The sequence below is a fragment of the Micromonospora sp. NPDC051543 genome (assembly GCF_044454415.1).
In the GTDB taxonomy this organism is placed as follows: domain Bacteria; phylum Actinomycetota; class Actinomycetes; order Mycobacteriales; family Micromonosporaceae; genus Micromonospora.
This window is the reverse complement of sequence record NZ_JBITDT010000003.1, coordinates 239,104-255,622: the sequence shown is the minus strand read 5'-3', so window position 1 is coordinate 255,622 and position 16,519 is coordinate 239,104. Positions and strand designations below refer to the sequence as shown.

Genomic DNA, 16,519 nt, shown 5'->3' with positions numbered 1-16,519 from the left:
CACACCCCTGCGCCCGCCGAGGAGTACCGTGCCCTCCACCCTGCTCTCCCGCCGTGACCTGGACTTCCTGCTGCACGACTGGCTGCGGGTGTCGCACCTCGTCGAGCGTCCCCGCTACGCCGAGCACTCCCGGGAGACCTTCGACGACGCCCTCGACCTCGCCGAACGGGTGGCAACCGACCAGTTCGCCCCGCACAACCGGGCCGCCGACCTCGCCGAGCCCACGGTCGACGGGAACCGGGTGCGGACGATCCCGGAGATCGAGGCGGCACTGCGGAGTTTCGCCGAGACGGGCCTGCTCACCGCCGCGGTGGACGACTCCGTCGGTGGTCTGCAACTGCCGCACGCCGTCGCCGCGGCCTGCTTCGCGTGGTTCCAGGCGGCCAACGTGGCCACCTCCGCGTACCCGATGCTGACCCTGGGCAACGCCAACCTGCTGCTGGCGCACGGCAGCGCCGAGCAGGTCGACACGTACGTCCGGCCGATGCTCGAGGGCCGGTTCTTCGGCACCATGTGCCTGTCCGAGCCGCACGCCGGCAGCTCACTGGCCGACATCGTCACCCGGGCCGAGCCGCAGCCCGACGGCACGTACCGCCTGTTCGGCACCAAGATGTGGATCTCCGGCGGCGACCACGAGCTGGCCGAGAACATCGTCCACCTGGTGTTGGCGCGGATACCCGGCGGCCCGCCCGGGGTGAAGGGCATCTCGCTGTTCGTCGTACCCAAGGTGCTGGTCGGCCCGAACGGCTCGCTGGGAGAGCGCAACGACGTGGCGCTGGTCGGGCTCAACCACAAGATGGGGTTCCGGGGCACCACCAACGCGCTGCTCAGCTTCGGCGACGGCGGGCACAACCCGGGCGGCCAGCCCGGCGCGGTGGGCCACCTGGTCGGCGCGCCCCACCAGGGACTGGCCCAGATGTTCCACATGATGAACGAGGCCCGGATCGGCGTCGGGGCCGGCGCCACCGCGCTGGGCTACACCGGCTACCTCAAGAGCCTGGCGTACGCCCGGGAACGGCCGCAGGGCCGCCCGGTCGACGCGAAGGACCCGGCCACGCCGCAGGTGCCGATCATCGACCACCCCGACGTACGTCGGATGCTGCTGGCGCAGAAGAGCTACGTGGAGGGGGCGCTCGCCCTGGTGCTCTACTGCGCCCGGCTGCTCGACGAGGAGAAGACCGCCCCGGGCGACGCCGACCGCGAACGGGCACACCTGCTGTTGGACGTGCTCACCCCGATCGCCAAGAGTTGGCCGTCGCAGTGGTGCCTGGCGGCGAACGACCTGGCCATCCAGGTCCTCGGCGGCGCCGGCTACACGCGCGACCACGACGTGGAGCAGCACTACCGCGACAACCGGCTCAACCCGATCCACGAGGGCACCCACGGGATTCAGGCGCTGGACCTGCTGGGGCGCAAGATGACCATGCACGGCGGCGCGGGCCTGCTCCTGCTGACCGAGACGATGGGGGACACCGTCGCGCGGGCGCGGCTGGCCGGCGGCGAGACCGCCGAACTGGCCGAGCGTCTGTACTCGGCGGTGCGACGGATCACCACCGTCACCCGGCGGCTCTGGGCCGGCGGCGACCCGGTGGTCGCCCTGGCCAACGCCAGCGCGTACCTCGAGGCGGTCGGGCACGTGGTGATCGCCTGGATCTGGCTCGAGCAGGTGCTGGCGCTGCCGCCCGCCGAGAGCGGCGATTCCTTCCACGCCGGGAAGCGACAGGCCGCCCGCTACTTCTTCAGTGTCGAACTGCCCCGCACGGGACCCCAGTTCGACCTGCTGGACAGCCTCGACCGCACCGCGCTCGACATGCGCGCGGACTGGTTCTGAGCGGGCACGGTGTCAGCGTCGACGGCCCTGGTGGTGCATGGCCTGCCGCCCCTTGACCACGCCCAGGACGATCACGATCACCAGCGCGATCAGACCGATGATGATCAGCCAGCGGACGGCTTCGAGAATCAGCCCGAGCAGAATCAGCACGCCAGCCACCACGCCGACGACCCAGAGCAGGGCACGCATCGCGACCTCCCGTAACTCGGCCGGCGCGAGATGCGGCGACCCCCGGCCCGACCTTCCCGCCCCCGGGAAACCCAAACACGCCCCCCGGACGCCCACCTCCTGCGCGATCTTGCACATTCTGTCCCGGCAAAAGGTACTTCCGCCCGCAGATCGCCAACAGAATCTGCAAGATCGGCGAGAAATGGGGCGGGTCAGCGCCGGGCGACGTAGACGGTGTTGGCGGACTGGCCACCGGTCAGCGGGTTGGCGAACGGCACGACGTGCGCCCGTGCGGTCGTGAACACCTTCCCGAGCGCGGTGGTGAACCCGTCGTCCGGTGGGTCGTCGGACCAGAGCGCGAAGACACCCTCCGGACGGAGCAGCGCGGCGAGCCGACGGAGGCCGTCCGGTGTGTAGAACGGCGCGTGGCTCGGGTGCAGGACGTTGCGCGGCGAGTGGTCGACGTCGAGGAGGACCGCGTCGAAGCGTCGTCCGGGCGCCTCGGTGTCGAACCCCTCGTCGCCCGCCACGGCGGCGAAGAAGTCGGCCCGTACGAACCGGGTCCGCGGGTCCTCGGCCAGCCCGGCCGCGAAGGGCAGCAGCCCTCGCCGGTGCCAGTCGACGACGTCCTCGATGGCCTCCACCACCAGCAGCGCCCGTACCCGTGGGTCGGCCAGCGCGGTGCACGCCGTGTAGCCCAGTCCGAGGCCGCCGACCACCACGTCGAGCGTGTCGCCGGCCAGTTCGGCGAGGCCGAGGCGGGCCAGCTCGATCTCGGCGACGGGGAAGAGGCTGGACATCAGGTACTCGTCGTCGAGCTTCACCTCGTACACCTCGACCTGGAGCGCCGGGTCGCGACGCCGCCGCAGGCTGATCGCGCCGATCGGTGTCTCCCGCCAGGCCAGTTCCTCGAAACGCGCGCCCACGGTGCCCTCTCGCCGCCGGATTCGTCCCCGAATGGTACCGACCGGCTTCCGTCCCGCCACGCAGGGTCCACGGGACATCGACGCAGCGCATATCCTGTGCCCGGTCGAACCAGCGGAAGGGACCCCATGCCGTCGCGGCAGGATCAGCTGCACTCCTACCAGTTCAGCGTCCAGCGGGCGGTCGCCGCGCTGGTGATGCGGGAGACCGACCCGGCCCAGTCGCCGTTTCGACGGCTGGCGGGCGCGGGCCTGGCCAGTGTCCTCGTCGCGGTGATCGGGCTCGGGGGTGCGGCGCTGTACGGCCTGTTCGCCGGTGGTGGCAAGGGCTGGCGGGACCCGGGCGCGGTGATCGTGGAGAAGGAGTCCGGCGCCCGGTTCGTGTACCGCGAGGAGAAGCTGCACCCGGTGCTCAACTACGCCTCGGCGTTGCTGATCGTCGGGGCGGACCGGGCGAAGACCGTACTGGTCTCCCGGCGGTCGATCGACGGCGTGCCGCGCGGCCTGCCACTGGGCATCGCCGACGCGCCGGACTCGTTGCCCGCGCCGGGTCGCCTCGCGAAGTCGCCCTGGACGGTCTGCTCGACGACGGCCGACGCGGACTCCCGTTCGGCGCTGCTCATCGGCGTCGACCCCGACGGCGGCCGGCCACTCGGCGACGAGGCGCTGCTGCTCCGCCATCCGGACGGCGACCTGCACCTCGTGTGGCACCAGCGTCGTTACCTGATCCGCGATCCCAACCGGGTGCTGGCCGCGCTCGCGACCACCCGGACGCGGGCGGTGCCCGTCGCGCCAGCCCTGCTCAACGCCCTCCCCGCCGGGGTCGACCTGGCCCCGCCGCAGCTGCCCGGCGAGGGCCGCCCCGCCGCCCGGGTGCCGGGCGCCACCATCGGGCAGGTCTACCTCGTCCGCAACTCCGGCGGCGGCCGGCAGTACGCGGTGGCGCTCGACGACGGGTTGGCCGGGATCACCGAGTTGCAGGCCGGGCTGCTGTTGGCCCGTACCGGGCAGGGGGAGTCGGAGCCGATGACGTTGGGTCGGTTCGCCGCGCTGCCCACGATGCCCGATCTCGCCCCGAGCGGCCCGACCGCTCCGCCGCCCGCCCCGCCCCGGCTCGCCGCCACCGACGACGCGGCGATCTGCACCCGCGTCGGCGACGACGACGCGGGCGAGGTGCGTTGGGGCGTACACCTGCCGGACCTGGCGGCCGTTCCGCGGACCGCGCCGTCCGGCGGCACGGCGCTGGCCGACCACGTGGTGGTGCAGCCCGGTGGCGGCGCGGTGGTCGAGGCCGCCGCGGCGCCCGGCGCGTCCGGCGGGGCGGTGTCCGTGGTCACCGACCTGGGCCGGCGGTACGTGCTGGCCGACCGGGAGGTGCTGCCGATGCTCGGGTACCGCGACGTGCGACCGGTGCGGCTGCCCGCCGGCCTGGTCAGTCTCGTGCCGGCGGGCGCGACCCTCGACCCGGCCGCGGCCCGGGCCGTCGCCGCCCCGTCCTGACGCCGCTCCGGCCGTTCGCCGCGCCGTCGCGACGCCGCCCGGGCGTCAGGTTGCCGGCCGGCGCAGGACGCTGACCGCGAAGGGCGCGTCGTCCCGCCACGGGCGCAGGTCCCAGGTGGCGAAGCGGTGTTCGAGGCGCAGCCCGGCGGCGACCGCGTCGGCGTCGAACGCGGTCAGCGGGTAGCCGCGTTCGGTGCCGAAGCCCACCGCCAGGACGCCGTCCGGTCGCAGGTGCCCGGCGAGACGGCGCAGCACCTCCGGCTCGGTGCCGACGGCGACGAACGCGAGCACGTTGCCGGCGAGCACGGCGGCGTCGAACGGCTCGCCCTCTCCCATGGCCGGCAGGTCCAGGTCGGCCAGGTCGGCGACGAGCCAGCGCGGACCGGGATGATCGGCGCGGGCGGCCTCCACCAGGACGGGGTCGGCGTCCACCCCGACGACGGTGTGCCCGCGCTGGGCCAGGGCCGCGCCGACCCGGCCGGTGCCACTGCCGGCGTCCAGGATCCGTGACCCGGGCTCGACCAGCGTGTCCACCAGTCGGGCCTCGCCCGCCAGGTCGGCGCCCTCGGCGGCGAGTTTGCGGAACCGGTCGACGTACCACTGCGAGTGCTCCGGACCGGTGTCGGTCGCCCAGCGGGTCGGGTTGGCCATACGGCCCACGGTAACCGGGTCGGCCGGGGCCGGGCTGGCGGGTGCGCCGATCGGTGGCGGCTCAGCCCTTCTCCGCGCCGCTGGTCAGGCCCTCGGTCAGGAGTCGTTCACTGGCGAAGAAGAGGATCACGATGGGCAGGGTGAGGACGACCGACCCGGCCATCAGCACCGTCTTGGGCACCTCCACGCCGTCGGAGAGCAGCGACAGGCCGAGCGACACCGTCCAGCGGTCGGGTCTGTCGACCAGGAACAGCAGGGCGAACAGGAACTCGTTCCAGGCGATCATGAAGTCGAAGAGCGCGACCGCCATGATCGACGGCATCGCGAGGGGCAGGCTGACCCGGCGGATGATGCCGAGCCGACCGGCGCCGTCGATGGCCGCGGACTCCTCCAGGCTGACCGGGATGGTCTCGAAGTAGTTCTTCAGCATGTAGACCGATACCGGCAGGGTCTGCGAGACGTAGACCAGCACCAGCCCGAACAGCGAACCGCGCAGCCCGGCGAGGCTGAACACCACGAACAGCGGGATCGCGATGACGATCGAGGGGAACAGGTAGACCGCCAGGAACAGGAAGTCGACCTGCCGCCGACCGAAGAACCGCAGCCGGGCCACCGCGTACGCGCCGGGGATCGCGACGAGCAGCGTGAGGACGGTCGCCGCGACCGCCACCAGAGCGCTGTTGCGGATGAAGGTGAGGAATCCCTGGCCGCCGTCGTCGGTGGCCTTGAGGACCTCGGCGTACGTGGCCACGGTCAGCTCGCCGAAGCCGACGACCAGCGCGCCCGGGTCGAGCAGCAGCCGTTCGATGGGGCGTACCGAGAGCACCAGCATGTAGTAGAAGGGAAAGACGGTGACCACCAGGAACGCGGCGATCACCAGGCGGCGCAGCCAGCGCAGGCTCACCGTCTCGACCATGTCCCGGTCCATCAGCCGACCCTCCGTCCGAAGAAGCGCAGGTAGATCAGGACGAACACGATGAGCACCACGGCCAGCACGACCGCCTGCGCGGCGGCGGCCCCGACGTCGGTACGGGCGGTGAGGAACTCGTAGACCCGGACGCTGACCACCTCCGTGCCGGCGGCCCCGCCGGTGAGCAGGTAGACGTCGTCGAACTTGTTGAACGTCATGATGAAGCGCAGCACGCCCAGCAGGGCGATGACCGGCAGGAGCTGCGGCAGCAGGATGTGCCGGAACCGCTGCGTGGGTGTGGCCCCGTCGACGCGGGCGGCCTCCTCCAGTTCGCCGGGCACCGCCTGGAGACGGGCCAGCAGGAACAGGAAGGCGAACGGGAAGTAACGCCACGCCTCGAACGTGATGACCGTGGCCAGCGCGGTCGACTCCTGGGTGAGGAACGGTACCGGCGCGTCCCAGCCCAACAGGCGCTGCCCCCAGTGGTTGACGATGCCGAGCTGTGGGTCGAGCATCACCTGCCAGACGAAGGTCACCGCGACCACCGGCGCCACGTACGGCAGCAGCATGGAGGCCCGTACCAGCGTGCGACCGCGGAACGGCCGGCGGACGACGAGCGCGGCGATCAGGCCGAGCACGATCGACCCGACGGTGCCGCCGACGCTGTAGAGCAGCGTGACCCACAGCGTGTCGGCGAAGCCGGGGGTGTGCAGCACCCGGTCGATGTTGTCCATGGTCAGCTCGCCGAACAGGCCGGTCTTGCGCAGGGTGGCGAGCCGGACCCGTTGGAAGGCGAGCACCACGGTCCAGACGATCGGGATGCCGATGACGACGATGGTGACGAGCAGGGTCGGCGCGACCAACGCCAGCCCGGCGCGGGACTCTCGGCGCCGCAGCGTCAGCGGTCGGCGACGCGCCCGCTCCGGCCGCTCTTGCGTGGGGGAGCGGCCGGGCGCGGTGGTGGTCAATTGACGCCTGCCTTGATCGCCTCGACGTCCTTCCGGGCCCGACCGGCGGCGGCCGCCGCGTCGGACTTCCCGGCGGTGAGGTCACCCAGCACCTTGGGCACCGGAAGTTCACCGAGCATCGCGCCGACCAGCTTTCCCTGGCCCTGGCTGAGGCCCCAGCGCCCGAACGTGTCCGGGCTGCGCCGCAGGGTGGCGAGCACGTCGTCGCCGTACACGTCGGTGAGGGGCTTCTTGGTGTCCACGCCGGCGGGGCTGGTGGTCCAGGCGGTCAGGAACGCCTCCGGCTCGGCCGGGGTGCCCTTGCGCACCGGGAAGCGGCCCTCGGGGGACATGCCGAACCAGCGCGGGTAACCGTCGCCGAGCATGTACTCCACGAAGGACTTGGCCGGGTCGGTGACCGCACCGTCCAGCACCGCCCACGAGCTGATCTCGCCGTACTGCGCGGGTTCGGCGCCGTTCGGACCCTTGATCGCGGTGACGAACCCGCTGTTCTTGGCGAGGAACGCCGGGTCGCCCTGGCACTGCGGGCACGTCGGCTTGGCGTCGTTCCGCAGCCCGGCCAGCTCGTCGAGGATGAACGGCGACCAGATCACCATGGCCGCCCTGCCGGCGAAGTAGGTGGCCCGGGTGGTGTCGACGTCCTGCGCGCCCTTGACGGAGCTGGTGCGGATCAGGTCGCCGTAGAAGCGGAACGCCTCGACGCACTGCGGGGAGTCGAGGGTGACGGCGCCGGAGTCGTCGGTGAGCTGGCAACCGTTGGCCAGGGCCAGGTGCTCGAAGGTCTGTTGGGTGAACACGTCGCTCGCCGAGGTGGCGGCGGTGATGCCGGCGACCCCGCCGGTGTTCAGCTTCGTCGCGGCGGTGGCGATCCGGTCGTACGTGTCGGGGGCGGGCAGGCCGGCGGCGTCGAACAGGTCCTTGCGGTAGACGAGCAGTTGCCCCCACCCGTCGCTGGGCACGGAGAGCTGCTTGCCGTCGTCGGAGGTGAGTTCCAACGCCCGGGGGGAGAACGTCTGCCGGCCCAGCGCGTCGACGACCTCCGCGTTCGCCGAGGCGTGCAGCAGCTCGTTGCCCGCGAGCGTACGGATGCCGGCCAGGGAGACCGAGCCGACCACGTCGGGCAGCTCGCCGGCGGCGGCGTTTGCGGCGATCAACGAGGGGAACTGGTCCTCGTTGACGGTGACGAGGTCGACCTGGATCCCGGTCTTGGCGGTGAAGTCGGCGATGATCGCCTTGGTGGCGGTGACGCGGTCGGCGACGTCTTCCAGGCTCCACACGGTGATCTTCTTGCTGTTGCTGTCGGATCCGTCGTCTCCGCAGGCCAGCAGGGTGGACGTGGCCAGTGCCAGGATCAGGGTGGTGGCGAGTATCCGCCTCGGAGGTGCTGACATCGGTGGCACTCCTCTCGAAGGGTACAAGAGGGATCCAACACCTTCGATTGATCAATAGCAAGACATATGGCTATTTTTTGGCTATCCTGGACCCCAGTGCTACCGGGATGTGACACATGGGCAACTGGGTGGTCTCCCTCGCCGGGCCTCGACAGATCAGTCTCGAGCCCTGCCCGCCAGATCCGCTCGGTCCCGGCCAGGTCCGGGTCCGCACCTGCTACTCGGGCATCTCCGCCGGCACCGAGCTGACCCTCTACCGGGGCAGCAATCCCCGGCTCCGCAAGGATTGGGACGACACGGCCCGCATGTTCGTCCCCCGGCAGGCCCCCGTGCCGTACCCGTTGGTCGGCTTCGGCTACGAGGAGGTCGGCGAGGTCGTCGAGGTAGCCGCGGAGGTCGCCGACCGGCATCCGGGCCAGCTCGTGTGGGGCATCTGGGGGCACCGCGCCGAGGCCGTGCTCCCCGCCGAGGCGGTCCGTCCTCTGCCCGTCGGGCTGGACCCGCTCGCCGCGGTCTTCGCCCGGCCCGGCGCCATCGCGCTGACCGCCGTGCTCGCCGGCGACCTGCACCTGGGCGACTGGGTCGGCGTCTTCGGGCAGGGCGTCATCGGGCTGCTCGCCACCCGCCTCGCGGCGCTGTCCGGCGCCCGGGTGGTGGCCGTCGACCGGGTGCCCGGCCGGCTGGCCCACGCCACCCACTACGGCGCACGGACCACCGTGGACGCCGAGGTCCGGTCCGCCGCCACCGTGCTGCGCGAGGCCACCGGCGGCCGGGGCGCGGACGTCTGCCTGGAGCTGTCCGGGGCGTACCCGGCGCTGCACGAGGCGATCCGCTCCACCGCGCACGCCGGCCGGGTCGTGGCCGCCGGCTTCTACCAGGGCCAGGCCGACGGGCTCGGCCTCGGCGAGGAGTTCCACCACAACCGCATCCAGCTGGTGGCCGCCCAGGTCTCCGGGCCCACCCCCGCGCCGGGCATGGCCGGCCGGTGGACCGGTGACCGGGTGGCACAGACCTTCATGGAGCTGGTGGCCGACCGCAGCGTCGACCCGCTGCCGCTGGTCAGCCACATCGTCGACGCCAGCGCGGTCGCCGACGCCCTCGCGCTGCTCGACCGCGGCGCCGGTGACGTCCTCCAAGTGGTGTTGAGGTTCTAGATGACCACCATCGCGCTCGCCTGCCAGGAACAACTCCTGCCGGGCACCAACCTGATCCAGAAGTACGCCCTCGCCACCGCGCTCGGCTACCAGGGCATCGAGCTGCGCGGTCGCGGTGACCTCGCGTTCGCCCGCCGCCTGCCCGAGCTGCGTCGGGCCCGTGCCGCCGGCGTGGTGATGCCCACCGTCTGCGTCGAGATGACCCACTTCATCGGCGACTTCGACCCCGACCGGTCCGCCGACGCGGTCCGCAACCTGCGCTCCCAGCTCTCGGTCATCGCCGAGCTGGGCGGCATCGGGGTGATGACCCCGGCCGCCTGGGGGATGTTCTCCCGGCGGCTGCCGCCCTTCGAACCGCCACGCCCGCCGGCCGGCGACCGGCAGGTGCTCCTGGACGCCCTCGGCGAGCTGGGCGAACACGCCCGGGCCGAGGGGGTCACCCTGTTCCTCGAACCCCTCAACCGGTACGAGGACCACATGGTCAACCGGCTCGACGAGGCGGTCGCCCTCTGCGCCGCCCTCGGGCTGCCCTCGGTCCGGGTGGTCGCCGACACCTTCCACATGAACATCGAGGAGGACGACCCGCACCGGGCGCTGCGCGCCGCCGCGCCGTACCTCGGGCACGTGCAGGTCAGCGACTCCAACCGGTACCAGCCCGGCGCCGGGCACCTCGACTGGACCGGGCTCGTACGGACCCTGCTGGAGCTGGACTACCGGGGCTGGTTGTCCCTCGAGTGCCGGCTGCGCGGCGACCCCGTTCGCGCCCTCGCCGAGGCCGTCACGGTGTTGCGGCACGCGCTGCCCCGCCGGGCCGCGGCATGACCGCCGACGCCGTACCGGCCCGCATCGGTGGTACGGCCGAGCCGGCCGGGCTGAGCCGGCTGGCCGTCGCCACCCTCGACGCGAACTGGGAGCACGACCACACGGTGCCGTCGCGCACGCTGTACCCGCACCAGTGGAGCTGGGACTCGGCGTTCATCGCGATCGGGCTGGCCCACGTCCGGCCCGGGCGGGCCTGGCGGGAACTGGCGAGCCTGTTCCGGGCGCAGTGGGCCGACGGGCGAGTGCCGCACATCGTGTTCAACCCGGCGCTGCGGGTCGGCGCGTACTTCCCCGGCCCGGATCTGTGGCGCTCGGCCGACGTGCCGGGCGCCCCGGGGGTCGACACCTCCGGCCTCGTCCAGCCGCCGGTGCACGCGCTCGCCGCGCTGCTGGCCTATCGGCGGGCGCCCGACCAGGGCAGCCTGGCCGCCCTGCGCCGGCTCTACCCGGCGTTGGTCGCCCAGCAGCGCTATCTGGCCGAGCGGCGGGATGTGGCCGGCGACGGGCTGGTGTGCGTCGTACACCCGTGGGAGTCCGGACTGGACAACAGCCCCGCCTGGGACGAGCCGATGGCCGCGGTCGACGCCGAGGCGGCCGTCATGCGCGCGTACCGTCGCCACGACACCGCGCACGCCGACGCCGCGCACCGCCCCACGGACCTGGACTACGCGCGCTACCTGGCGATCGTCGCGGCCTACCGCGACCACGGCTACGCCGACCGCGACCTGGCCGACGACCATCCGTTCCTGGTGGAGTGCCCGCTGTTCAACGCCGCGTTCGGCTCCGCCGAGCACGCGCTGGCCGACATCGCCACGCTGATCGGCGTCGACCCGGGCCCACACCGGGTCCGCGCGGACCGCGTCACCGAGGCGTTGGTACGACGGCTCTACGACCCGGTCACCGGCACGTTCCAGCCCCGCGACCTGCGCGCCGGCCGGCTCGTCGGCGCGCGTACCGTGCTCGGGCTCGCGCCGTTGCTCCTGCCCAACCTGCCGGCCCGGCAGGTCGACGCGCTCGTCGCCGAGGCGACGTCGGCGCGCTTCGGGGTGGCCCGGTGGATGGACCGGCCGCTGCCCAGCTACGACCGCACCGCGTCCGACTTCGAGCCGCTGCGCTACTGGCGGGGGCCGAGCTGGCTGAACATCGGCTGGCTGGTGCGGCGCGGGCTGACCACCCACGGCCACCCGGAGCTGGCCGCCGGCCTGCGCCGTTCGATGATCGATCTGGTGGCCGGCGCGGGCTGCCACGAGTACTTCCACCCCGACACGGGGGCCGGGCTGGGCTCACCGTCGTTCGGCTGGACCGCCGCGCTCCTGCTCGACCTGCTCGCCGCGTGAGTGTTCGCGCCGGGGTCAGGTGGTAGCGTGCCTGCTCCCAGCGGGACGGGAGGCGGCGTGCGCGAGATCGACAAGGTGGCGTGGATCCTGATCGAGGACGGCCGGGTGCTGAGCACCCGGTCGCAGGGCAAGGATGTGTGGTACCTGCCCGGCGGCAAGCGCGAGCCCGGGGAGAGCGACCTGGAGACCCTGCGCCGGGAGATCGCTGAGGAGTTGAGCGTCGAGGTGGAGGTGCACGGGGCGACGCACCTGGGCACGTTCACCGCGCAGGCGCACGGGAACGTGCCCGGCGTCGTGGTGCGCATGATCTGCTACCAGGCCGGATACCGGGGACGGTTGCAGCCGGCCAGCGAGATCGCCGAGATGGCCTGGCTCGGGTACGCCGACCGGCACCGCACCTCCTCGGTCGACCAGCTCATCTTCGACCACCTGTTGGCCGCCGGCCTGCTGCGCTGACTGTCGCTGGCCCGCTTCCGGCGCTGTTTGCCCCCGTCGGGCGCGGGTAACCGCCCGGGCGTGAACGACAGCGCGGGCGGCGACGGGTTTGGGCACTTCATCGATGCGGTGTCCCGGCGCTCCGGCCTACCGACCGGGCAGGCTGCCGCTGTCGCCCGCGCGGTGCTCACCACGATGGCGGAACGCGTCACCGGTGCCGCGCCCGACCCCGCCGGGCACCTCCCCGACCAGGTCGACGGCTACCTGTACGACTTCGCACCGGATGCCCACCCGACCGACTCGACCCCGGCCGCCACGACCGGCGGCCACGGGCTCGACACCGGTGTGGGCCTCGACGTCGGTGAGCCGGCCGCGCCGCCACCCATGGACGCCGGTCCGGTGGACTTCCTGCGCCGGGTGAGCCAGCGTGCCGGAGTCGACGCGGCCACGGCACGGCTGGGCACGGGCGCCGTCTTAGCGACCCTGCGCGAGGCGGTGACCGTACGGGAGTTCCACGAGATGGTGGCCCGACTGCCCCGCGACGGGAGCGAGCCCGATCCCGCGTGATTTACTCGTGTTCGGCGCAGTCGCGGTGTCCCGGACGCTCGGATAGCGCGACTTCCCGCATCTCGAGTCGATCGACGCTGACGACTACCATCCAGAGACATCGCCGCCGTCAGGGTACGGCGGACAGCGCTCCCCGCGGGATCGGAGCGAGATGACCATCTGGGACAAGCTCAAGAAACTCGTCACGCGCAAGAGCCGGCCGGACTGGGGACCTGACGTCACCGTCCACCACCCGCCGCCGGAATTGTCCGGCGGTGGTGGCGGTGGTGGCGGGTTCGACGCGTCGGCGGTGGACAGCGGTCTGGTCGACCCCGGCCGAGTGGAGACCGGCACCTACACACCACCCCCACCGGGCTCGCGGATGGCGAGCGGGCAGAACGTCGACCGGTACCTGGCGCTGACGATCGCGCAGCAGACCGCCCGCGAGGCGTGCGGCATGGACGCCGGCCTGCCGACGATCCACACCACCGAGTTCCAGCGGACGACTGTCGACGACGGCCACGGTCACCTGGTCCCCGGATGGGAGGCGAGGGTGTTCTACACCTGCCCCGGTCCGCCGATCGCGTAGCTGCGAGACGTCGCTGGGGTCAGGGGGCGCGTCCGGGCGAGCGGATCACGGGCATCACCCTTCGGCGTCGGACGGCTCCTCGGGCTCGCTGACCCAGGCGGAGAAGACCGGCACCCCGTGCCAGGGCCCGGTGGTCCCGTCCGCCCTGCGGTCGGTGGCGACGGCCACCACGGCGTACGGGTGGCCGAAGCGCAGCTCGGCGGTGCGGGCGACCCCCTCCGGTGGCAGGCTGACCGTGCCGAACATCCCGGTCACCGCCGCCGCCTCGAACCCGTACCGGCCGTACCGGGCCATCGCCACCTGACCCGCCTCGAAGCCCTGAACCGGTTGGCCGAGTGCCCGAGCCAGTGTGACGGCCGCGGCCTCGAAGCCCAGCGTCTCGGCCGTGAGATCGTGCTCGCTCCGCGCCGACCAGCAGGGGAGGACCGCCTGATGCCGCTCCTCGCGGCCGTCGCGGGCGTGGGTCCGTACCCGCTCTTCGCGCAGTGTCCACAGCGGGGTCTCGCCGAGCGGCAGGTCGAACAGTGACCGCCGACCCGCCGGTTGCGCGCCGTCGGCCGCGCCGGCACTGAGACGGTACGCGGCGGCGAGCACATCGCCCGCCGGCACGTCCGGCGCGGCGGCCACCGAGAGGACCACCAGCCCCGCGCCCTCGCTCGCCTGGGCGCGGGCGGCGTGCACGATCACGTCACCCGCCCGCTCCGTCGTGACGATGGCGCCCCTGTGCCCGTGGCTCGGGCTGCGCAACGCCTGACGGAGGTCGCCTGCCCAGGCGCTACCGGGACCGAGCGCGCGGGCGTCGGTGACGTCGAACGGCTCGGCCCACGAGATCCGGGTGGCGAGCGCGCTGGCCAGGGCGAACACCACGTCGGGGCGGACCTTCAGGGGGAACGTCTCGATCAGGCCGTCGGTGTGCTCACGCGCCCACGCGTCCAGGCCGGCCTGGTCGGGGAGCGCCCCGACCTCGGTCGTCGCGGGGAGCGCGGCCCGCCATCCGGCCGATTCGTCGACTCCTCGAACCGCTCGGAGCCACAACGCCGTGGCCGACGCGACCAGCGGGTGCGGTGCGTCCAGCAGGACGCGCGCCACGCCGGCTGCGCTGGCCAGGTCGGTGCCCAGGGCGGCCGCCAGCCCCTCGCCCGCCGCGTCCCGGCGGGCCGCCGCTTCCGACCCGGCTACCGCTTCTGGCCCGCTCGCCGCGTCCGCGTCGGCCGTGTGCGGGCCGGCTTCGGTCGTCGCGGCGCTGAGGGCGAGCAGCAGCCAGGCGCCGAGCGGGGAGGCGACGTGGTGCCGATCGCCGATGGCGGCGTGCAGCCGTTCGGCGTACGCGGACAGCGGGCCGTGCAGGTCGGTCGTCATGCCTCCACTCTGCCCGGCGCGCCCCGGTCCGGCATCCGCACCGGCCCGGTCACGACCACCGCTCGAACGGCTCGTCGATCCGCTCACCGGCAAGGAAGGGCGTGATCAGCCGGGGGAGCTGACCGGGATAGAAGCGTTCGGCGCTGGTCACCACGTCGGCCAGTGGCCACCAGCGGAAGCCGAAGTAGTCCTCCCGCTCGTAGTCGAGCCGGTCCGTCTCGTCCACGTCCGGGCCGGGACCGGTCAGTCGTACGGCGACGATCACCTCGTCCTGGACGTGGCGCAACTGGCGGTGCAGGAAGCTGGCCCGCCGTCGCCAGGTCGGCGCGCCCACCTGGTCGGCGGTGACGACGATGCCGGTCTCCTCGCGCAGCTCCCGCACCGCGGTCTCGCGGTACGTCTCGCCCGGGTCCATGCCGCCGCCGGGCAGCTCCCACCAGGTGCCGAGCCGAGGGTGGTCCGGGTCGCGGGTGTGGAACAGCAGCACCCGGTCGGAGTCGTCGATGACGACCACGCGCACCGCGCGCCGTTCGAGGATCGGCAGGTCGTCGGGCAGTTGGTCCATCGGCTCAGTCTGCCGCAGCGCTCCGGCTCCGGGGGTCCGCGCGGGGGCCGGTAGGCTGCCCGCCGTGGCTGGTCTGTTGAGGAACGTGGCGCAACGCATCTCCCGGGTGGGCGCGGCAATTCCGTCGCCCCGGCGTACCGGGCCGTCTCCGGCGCGGGTGGCCCGCCCCCGTCAGGTGAACGCGTTGCAGCGGCGCGAGCTGAGCTACGCGCCGGAGGTCGACGGCCAGGCCGACCCGGGTGAGATCGTCTGGACGTGGGTGCCGTACGAGGACGACCCCCGTCAGGGCAAGGACCGCCCGGTGCTGGTGGTGGGGCGGCACAGCCGGACGCTGTTCGGGCTGATGCTGTCCAGTCAGAGCGAGCGGGACGGGCAGCGGCACTGGTTCGCGCTCGGCCCCGGCGAGTGGGACCGGGACAATCGGCCGAGCTGGGTCCGGCTCGACCGCGTGCTCACCATGCGCGAGGACAGCATCCGCCGCGAGGGTGCCGTGCTCGACCGACCCCGGTTCGACCGGGTCGGGCAGGCGCTGCGCGCCGGTTACGGCTGGCGCTGACCGTACCCCTCGGCCATCGGACGAACCGTCAGGCCGGCTCGCGGCTCGGACCGACCGCGGCGCCCTGCGCCTCCGGCGGCGGGTACGGCTGCTCGGCGAGCAACCGGGCCAGGTGGGCGCTGTTGAGCGCCAGGGCCTTGGTGGTGCGGCCGGTGGTGTCGGTTTTGGGGCCGGCATCGCGGTAGTCCACCTTGTGCAGCGCCTCACCGACCCAGTAGGTCGCTCCGGCGGCGGCGACGGTGAAGCCCACCTCGTTGAGCGCCCCCTGGACCTCGGCGATGGTGTGGTGCGCGCCGTCCTCGTTGCCGACGACCGCGACGCCGGCCACCTTGCCGTAGGTGAGCAGCCGACCCTCGTCGTCGGTCTCGGACAGTTCGGCGTCGAGTCGTTCGAGGACCATCTTGGTGACGCTCGCGGGCTGGCCCAGCCAGATGGGGGTGGCGATGATGAGGATCTGGGCGGCGAGCAGCTTGGCGCGGATGGCGGGCCAACCGTCGCCGTTGCCCTCGTCGGTCGACACCCCGAAGCGCACTTCGTGGTCGACCACCCGGACGATCTCTCCGTCCACGCCCTGACGGGCCAGTTCGGCCAACACCTCCCGGCCCAGTTGCTCGGAGCTGGAGGGGGCCGGCGACGGTTTGAGGGTGCAGTTGAGTACCAGGGCGCGGACGCTCACCACGAGGGGTTCCTCTCGTCGGTCGTATCGGGCTCTTCTCCCCGTACCCGTGTGTCGGGTCGAATCACGGTCTTGTTGCGCTGAAACCGTTGACAGTCAGCGGTCGAGCTGTAGATTCAACCCGTCGGTTAATTAACT

Annotated in this window: 18 protein-coding genes; 9 read left to right on the top strand and 9 right to left on the bottom strand. The window is 72.7% G+C overall.

Features of this window, described 5'->3' with window-relative positions; translation table 11 throughout:
* Positions 1–28 precede the first annotated feature (28 nt).
* Positions 29–1,831, top strand: coding sequence for an acyl-CoA dehydrogenase (locus tag ACIA3K_RS06940; RefSeq protein WP_396799600.1), 1,803 nt, complete (start codon positions 29–31; stop codon positions 1,829–1,831).
* Positions 1,832–1,843: 12 nt separating this feature from the next.
* On the opposite strand, the gene ACIA3K_RS06935 is transcribed toward ACIA3K_RS06940, so the two are convergent.
* Both ACIA3K_RS06935 and ACIA3K_RS06930 read right to left on the bottom strand, forming a co-directional pair.
* A complete protein-coding gene (locus tag ACIA3K_RS06935) occupies positions 1,844–2,020 on the bottom strand; it encodes a hypothetical protein (protein WP_357121405.1) in 177 nt (58 codons plus the stop codon).
* A 191-nt stretch (positions 2,021–2,211) separates the two neighbouring features.
* A complete protein-coding gene (locus tag ACIA3K_RS06930) occupies positions 2,212–2,925 on the bottom strand; it encodes a spermidine synthase (RefSeq protein WP_396799599.1) in 714 nt (237 codons plus the stop codon).
* Between the two features lie 126 nt (positions 2,926–3,051).
* Here ACIA3K_RS06930 and eccB point away from each other — a divergent pair, with 126 nt between their 5' ends.
* Positions 3,052–4,422 carry a type VII secretion protein EccB gene (gene eccB, locus ACIA3K_RS06925; RefSeq protein ID WP_396799598.1) on the top strand — a complete coding sequence of 457 codons (1,371 nt, stop codon included), beginning with the start codon at positions 3,052–3,054 and terminating at the stop codon, positions 4,420–4,422.
* 45 nt (positions 4,423–4,467) lie between these two features.
* On the opposite strand, the gene ACIA3K_RS06920 is transcribed toward eccB, so the two are convergent.
* The 4 genes from ACIA3K_RS06920 to ACIA3K_RS06905 all read right to left on the bottom strand — a co-directional run bounded on the left by ACIA3K_RS06920 (position 4,468) and on the right by ACIA3K_RS06905 (position 8,342).
* The gene (locus ACIA3K_RS06920) at positions 4,468–5,073 is read right to left on the bottom strand and encodes a class I SAM-dependent methyltransferase (protein ID WP_355050020.1); all 606 of its coding nucleotides are present in this window, start codon (positions 5,071–5,073) and stop codon (positions 4,468–4,470) included.
* A 61-nt stretch (positions 5,074–5,134) separates the two neighbouring features.
* Positions 5,135–6,001, bottom strand: coding sequence for a carbohydrate ABC transporter permease (locus tag ACIA3K_RS06915; RefSeq protein WP_396799597.1), 867 nt, complete (start codon positions 5,999–6,001; stop codon positions 5,135–5,137).
* Positions 6,001–6,951: a carbohydrate ABC transporter permease gene (locus ACIA3K_RS06910; protein WP_396799596.1), complete on the bottom strand. Its 951-nt coding sequence runs from the start codon at positions 6,949–6,951 to the stop codon at positions 6,001–6,003. Before ACIA3K_RS06910 ends, ACIA3K_RS06915 begins: the two co-directional genes overlap by 1 nt.
* Complete coding sequence (locus ACIA3K_RS06905; RefSeq protein WP_396799595.1) at positions 6,948–8,342, bottom strand: ABC transporter substrate-binding protein; 1,395 nt, start codon at positions 8,340–8,342, stop codon at positions 6,948–6,950. Before ACIA3K_RS06905 ends, ACIA3K_RS06910 begins: the two co-directional genes overlap by 4 nt.
* 116 nt (positions 8,343–8,458) lie before the next feature.
* Here ACIA3K_RS06905 and ACIA3K_RS06900 point away from each other — a divergent pair, with 116 nt between their 5' ends.
* The 6 genes from ACIA3K_RS06900 (at position 8,459) to ACIA3K_RS06875 (ending at position 13,225) form a co-directional block, all read left to right on the top strand.
* Positions 8,459–9,496 carry a zinc-binding alcohol dehydrogenase gene (locus tag ACIA3K_RS06900; RefSeq protein WP_396799594.1) on the top strand — a complete coding sequence of 346 codons (1,038 nt, stop codon included), beginning with the start codon at positions 8,459–8,461 and terminating at the stop codon, positions 9,494–9,496.
* Positions 9,497–10,318 (top strand): TIM barrel protein, encoded by an 822-nt coding sequence (locus tag ACIA3K_RS06895; RefSeq protein ID WP_396799593.1) that lies wholly within the window; start codon positions 9,497–9,499, stop codon positions 10,316–10,318.
* A complete protein-coding gene (locus ACIA3K_RS06890) occupies positions 10,315–11,655 on the top strand; it encodes an MGH1-like glycoside hydrolase domain-containing protein (RefSeq protein ID WP_396799592.1) in 1,341 nt (446 codons plus the stop codon). Before ACIA3K_RS06895 ends, ACIA3K_RS06890 begins: the two co-directional genes overlap by 4 nt.
* A 57-nt stretch (positions 11,656–11,712) precedes the next feature.
* The gene (locus ACIA3K_RS06885; protein WP_396799591.1) at positions 11,713–12,111 is read left to right on the top strand and encodes an NUDIX domain-containing protein; all 399 of its coding nucleotides are present in this window, start codon (positions 11,713–11,715) and stop codon (positions 12,109–12,111) included.
* A 60-nt stretch (positions 12,112–12,171) separates the two neighbouring features.
* Complete coding sequence (locus ACIA3K_RS06880) at positions 12,172–12,657, top strand: DUF2267 domain-containing protein (protein WP_396799590.1); 486 nt, start codon at positions 12,172–12,174, stop codon at positions 12,655–12,657.
* Positions 12,658–12,808: 151 nt separating this feature from the next.
* Positions 12,809–13,225 (top strand): hypothetical protein, encoded by a 417-nt coding sequence (locus tag ACIA3K_RS06875; protein ID WP_396799589.1) that lies wholly within the window; start codon positions 12,809–12,811, stop codon positions 13,223–13,225.
* Positions 13,226–13,279: 54 nt separating this feature from the next.
* Here the strand turns inward: ACIA3K_RS06875 and ACIA3K_RS06870 are convergent, their stop codons facing one another.
* The gene (locus ACIA3K_RS06870) at positions 13,280–14,584 is read right to left on the bottom strand and encodes a hypothetical protein (protein ID WP_396799588.1); all 1,305 of its coding nucleotides are present in this window, start codon (positions 14,582–14,584) and stop codon (positions 13,280–13,282) included.
* Between the two features lie 49 nt (positions 14,585–14,633).
* Positions 14,634–15,149: an NUDIX hydrolase gene (locus ACIA3K_RS06865; protein ID WP_396799587.1), complete on the bottom strand. Its 516-nt coding sequence runs from the start codon at positions 15,147–15,149 to the stop codon at positions 14,634–14,636.
* Positions 15,150–15,213: 64 nt separating this feature from the next.
* Between ACIA3K_RS06865 and ACIA3K_RS06860 the strand changes: the two genes are divergently transcribed.
* Positions 15,214–15,705 (top strand): type II toxin-antitoxin system PemK/MazF family toxin, encoded by a 492-nt coding sequence (locus tag ACIA3K_RS06860; RefSeq protein WP_396799586.1) that lies wholly within the window; start codon positions 15,214–15,216, stop codon positions 15,703–15,705.
* 28 nt (positions 15,706–15,733) lie between these two features.
* On the opposite strand, the gene ACIA3K_RS06855 is transcribed toward ACIA3K_RS06860, so the two are convergent.
* Positions 15,734–16,384 carry a flavodoxin family protein gene (locus ACIA3K_RS06855; protein WP_396799585.1) on the bottom strand — a complete coding sequence of 217 codons (651 nt, stop codon included), beginning with the start codon at positions 16,382–16,384 and terminating at the stop codon, positions 15,734–15,736.
* Positions 16,385–16,519: the final 135 nt, after the last annotated feature.

Coding starts and splice junctions, on each gene's coding strand:
- ACIA3K_RS06870 (WP_396799588.1), bottom strand. CDS start 14,584: ATGACGACCGACCTGCACGGCCCGCTGTCCGCGTACGCCGAACGGCTG.
- ACIA3K_RS06875 (WP_396799589.1), top strand. CDS start 12,809: ATGACCATCTGGGACAAGCTCAAGAAACTCGTCACGCGCAAGAGCCGG.
- ACIA3K_RS06920 (WP_355050020.1), bottom strand. CDS start 5,073: ATGGCCAACCCGACCCGCTGGGCGACCGACACCGGTCCGGAGCACTCG.
- ACIA3K_RS06915 (WP_396799597.1), bottom strand. CDS start 6,001: ATGGACCGGGACATGGTCGAGACGGTGAGCCTGCGCTGGCTGCGCCGC.
- ACIA3K_RS06895 (WP_396799593.1), top strand. CDS start 9,497: ATGACCACCATCGCGCTCGCCTGCCAGGAACAACTCCTGCCGGGCACC.
- ACIA3K_RS06865 (WP_396799587.1), bottom strand. CDS start 15,149: ATGGACCAACTGCCCGACGACCTGCCGATCCTCGAACGGCGCGCGGTG.
- ACIA3K_RS06900 (WP_396799594.1), top strand. CDS start 8,459: ATGGGCAACTGGGTGGTCTCCCTCGCCGGGCCTCGACAGATCAGTCTC.
- ACIA3K_RS06890 (WP_396799592.1), top strand. CDS start 10,315: ATGACCGCCGACGCCGTACCGGCCCGCATCGGTGGTACGGCCGAGCCG.
- ACIA3K_RS06935 (WP_357121405.1), bottom strand. CDS start 2,020: ATGCGTGCCCTGCTCTGGGTCGTCGGCGTGGTGGCTGGCGTGCTGATT.
- ACIA3K_RS06905 (WP_396799595.1), bottom strand. CDS start 8,342: ATGTCAGCACCTCCGAGGCGGATACTCGCCACCACCCTGATCCTGGCA.
- eccB (WP_396799598.1), top strand. CDS start 3,052: ATGCCGTCGCGGCAGGATCAGCTGCACTCCTACCAGTTCAGCGTCCAG.